This is a genomic window from Phyllobacterium sp. P5_D12 (genome assembly GCF_054049495.1).
In genome coordinates this window covers 1-3,529 of record NZ_JBFUMG010000465.1, presented here as the reverse complement: position 1 = coordinate 3,529, position 3,529 = coordinate 1, and the positions used below count along the sequence as shown (strand labels likewise).

Annotated in this window: 4 protein-coding genes; 1 reads left to right on the top strand and 3 read right to left on the bottom strand. The window is 58.0% G+C overall.

The annotated features are described in order from the left end of the window. Together ACXJ5O_RS21865 and ACXJ5O_RS21860 are read right to left on the bottom strand one after the other, a co-directional pair. On the bottom strand, positions 1–786 hold a 786-nt coding region (locus ACXJ5O_RS21865; RefSeq protein WP_457301731.1), incomplete at its 3' end, for a DUF1254 domain-containing protein. Positions 787–832: 46 nt separating this feature from the next. Beyond that, positions 833–1,015: a hypothetical protein gene (locus ACXJ5O_RS21860; protein WP_457301730.1), complete on the bottom strand. Its 183-nt coding sequence runs from the start codon at positions 1,013–1,015 to the stop codon at positions 833–835. A 322-nt stretch (positions 1,016–1,337) separates the two neighbouring features. Here ACXJ5O_RS21860 and ACXJ5O_RS21855 point away from each other — a divergent pair, with 322 nt between their 5' ends. After that, entirely contained in the window at positions 1,338–1,628 is a 291-nt protein-coding gene (locus tag ACXJ5O_RS21855; RefSeq protein WP_457301729.1) for a hypothetical protein, read from the top strand. Between the two features lie 388 nt (positions 1,629–2,016). Here the strand turns inward: ACXJ5O_RS21855 and ACXJ5O_RS21850 are convergent. Next, positions 2,017–3,529, bottom strand: a 1,513-nt coding sequence (locus ACXJ5O_RS21850) for an autotransporter family protein (protein WP_457301728.1), incomplete at its 5' end; no start/stop codon positions are given.

Below are 3,529 nucleotides of genomic sequence, written 5' to 3'. Positions count from 1 at the left end.
CGTGTAGGTCATGCCCTCCTGTATCCCCTGCCATTTGCGGTCGGGATAATAGAACACGCCGGGGGAGGAAGATGCATAGGTGTTGGCCCGGGCCATGGCTCCGCCAAGACGCGCGGCCTCAGTGAGAAGCGCCTTGGTCTTTTCGTCGGGATTGAAGGGTTTGCCTTTCTCAATGCCGATGGCCATCATCATCGAGCGCTCCAGCGGGCCGAAATTTTCGGCAGGTTCCTCCTCGACAAGCTGTGCCAGAAGCTCGAAGAAATGCAAGTTGTCGGGAAATACCGTGTTGATGTCCTTGTTGGACCCGTTGAGGAACTCCATCTTGGGCGGCGAGGATGCCTTGGCGAGCGGGTAGACCTTGATCTTCCTCATCAGCCCCACAGCCTGATCGGTCTTGCCATCGACCTGAAAGCCGCGCAGCCCCAGCGTCACCGAATAGGTCGGAGAGCGTTTGACGAAATAGCCCTTCGGAATCTTGCCTTTGAAACCGGGCGGCAGCACAAGAAACTTGCCGCCCTTACCCTTGTCGTCACCAAGCGGGCCGACATCCGCGACATAACGCTGGAGCCCGTCCTGCAAAAAACCAAGCATCTTCGGCGGGGCCTCGACGACGGTCGGGCCATCGGCTTTCAAATCAAGATGGCTCAAGGCGTAGACTGTTTCGGCATTTGCTGTCAGCAGCACCGTCTCGGCGTCCATCAGGTTTTCCCAGACCACAACCTGTGTCGGCTTCGTCGCCCCGAACGCCCGCAACCCCTCACGAAGTCCGATCTCGCTGACTGGCATCCACTGGGTAAGATAAACCTCTATCGCCTGATTGAGCTTGCGAAGATCAAGAAGACGCGCGGCGGTCGCCGACCGGGTAACCGCCCTTGAACTCGAAATCGCCGGAACGTGTCTTCAACGTCTCGGTCCCAAGCCAACCGTAGGGGCTTTGTTCCTGTGCCTGGGTGGGCAGGCCTAGGCAAATTGTGCCCGCAATGACAACAGCTGAACCGAGTGGATACAGTCGCATCGCCAAACTCTCCATATCTTGGAAGCGCCATGTGACTGCAAAACCCGATAGGACAACAGTACGTTACAGTTACAATCCTCAAGGAACATCACGCTGTGAGAATGACGGGGCGACCGTATCGAACTCAACCCTAGGTGGGGCAGACGTCGGTCTGGCGACCCTTGGATAAACACTCGTTCCATACAATGGCACATAGATTCTTTATACAATCTGGACTGAATCAGTCTCGAATTCCTATGCGGTCCGGCACTATCTCAGTCACTTGCATTGCGGGCTGACGCTTCATTTTACAACCGCCCGCATGAATTCGATCGGTGATGAAATGAGTAAAAATCAGATCGGGCTAAAACTGGCTCCAAAAGTTGGCCGAAGTTTTCCAACAGAATACTTCATCCTCGCAAATATTCAGTCGGAGGGCGGGATCATTGGCCACCTTGACGGAAAGCCGATTGCGGAAACGGTGGTGGACCGAAACGGGTCGCGATATCACTTTTCCGGTGTCGCACCCCGCTGCATCGATGGACGCTTCGATGTCGAATCGCTTCGCGCCGGGGAATGGATCGTTGAACCCGGACTGATCTATTTTATGGAGAATACGGCCAAGGCGGCCTGAACCAATGTTGCGCGCAGCAATCAGCGAAGACAATCGCAAGTGACCTGTTGCGTCCCGCCTCCCATCGCGACGAGCATGTTTCTCATTTCGCAGGGCCGCTCTCCCGAATTGTACCGGGCGAGTCGTTGTCTGGAATGCGAATTTACCTGAAGGGTATTTGCCCGATGTCCTATTTTCCTGAGATCGGGCCCCGTTGCCCCAATTGCCACGCGTCATACTTCACGCGCGAGCCTTTCCCTGCCCCTGATGCCAACGAAAATGTGCAATGTCCTCTTTGCGATCAAATAGCTCACCAAAGTGAATGGGTGGACTCAGTGATTCCACGCACCATCAAGCGCTCGCCTTCTCCATGAATTTGATAGTCTCCCAAGAAAGACAGCTCAGATAGTCAGAACTTCACCTTGAAGCCGGTCGTGCCATTGACGCTGTAGCTGTCGGCAAAGTCGCTGAGGCTGGTGTTCAACGACACYTCGCCATAGAGCGCGTATTTGTCATCGGCCCAGCTGTAYGACCCGCCAGCGCCGACSCCGCCCCAGGTGCGATCGCTCTCATTGGCGAAATTGACGCCGGCAAGGTCAACCTCCGAACCATCGAGGAATTCATGATAGAGGTTGGCGAGSCCGTAGACATTGCTGCGTGCCATCCTGCCGGAGCTATCCTGCCATGCGTTCTGGTAATCGGCGGAGACGCCAAGGCGTCCCTTCAGGCTGTCGCTCTTGTCCARCGAGACGTCCGAGCCGAAGGGATCGGTGAAGTCATCAAAATCGACATTGGAATAGGCCAGYTGCACYTGCGGCGTGATCGACCAGTTCTCGTCGACGACGATCCGCTTGCCGGTTTCGAGGCTCARCGCRTARCCGAAACCGTCATTGCCATCGGTCAGGCTSYGGCCGAGCGTGTCGGAGGTWATATCGCTGTCGTACCAGTTGAGTTGCGTCTGCCCGTCAACATAAAAGCCGTTCTGGCCAAGCCAGGTCAGCGTGCCGCCAAAACCGTAGCCGTCGGTGTCGATGGAACCCTTGCCGAACAGGGAGGAAACGTCGGTTGAAATCTCGCCATACTGGAASGTCACGCCGCCCATCAGTGTRCCGGACTGGTTTTCGTAGAGCTTGCCGTCAAGKCCCGACTGCAACCKCCACGTGTTGTAATCATATTCTGCCTGCGTGGTMGAGCGGTCAGGATCRACCCGCGAATGYGCGCCGTCGATGCGYGCCCATATGGCTCCSGCATCAATGGTTGCCGTGCCGCCTTCGGAAGGCAAAGATGCTGCCTCCGGCGTTCCCGGTCCATCGCCCTCGGCAATCACCGCGCTGCCAGCGCCAGCCCAATAGCGGTTGCCGATGCGCTGCTGCATYGAGCCAACGCCGTTGAGCACCTGCAGGCTCTGGGCATAGGTTTCGTAAAGCGGCGCSCCKGGCTGGTAGAGTGGGCTGGCAGCTGGTGGCGGCGTGGTCGGAGGCGTCGTTGTAGGGGGCGTGGTTGGCGGTGTTGTCGGCGGCGGCGTCAGCTCGGAACGCAAATACCAGTCGCCATCGCTCGGTGTCGTGATCCCGTTCTTGTTCAGCGTATAGCCATAGGCACCGGCGACGACCGCCTGCTGTCCACCGATCGCATAGTCACCCAGCAGCGAAAAGGCGCCGTCCGAAGCGCCGCCGACGTCAATGATCTTGATGCCCTCGACCGTCTGCGCGTCACCGCCGCCAACAGCAAGATTAACGACCTTGACGTTGGTCGTGCCTGCGGTGTCGCCGGTGACGACGAGCCGGTCGGTGGGCGAGGCATCGCCGCCGAGCTCGGACTCGATCACCAGCGTGCCACCATTGCCGGTGTAGTTGCCGTCGACCGTCAATGTGCCGATCGAGTTGCCGGGCGCGATCGTACCGTCGCTCGTCGTTGTACCG

What these genes read in the sequence shown, in the direction of transcription:
- ACXJ5O_RS21860 (WP_457301730.1), bottom strand. Translation starts at nt 1,015, where the DNA reads ATGCGACTGTATCCACTCGGTTCAGCTGTTGTCATTGCGGGCACAATT.
- ACXJ5O_RS21855 (WP_457301729.1), top strand. Translation starts at nt 1,338, where the DNA reads ATGAGTAAAAATCAGATCGGGCTAAAACTGGCTCCAAAAGTTGGCCGA.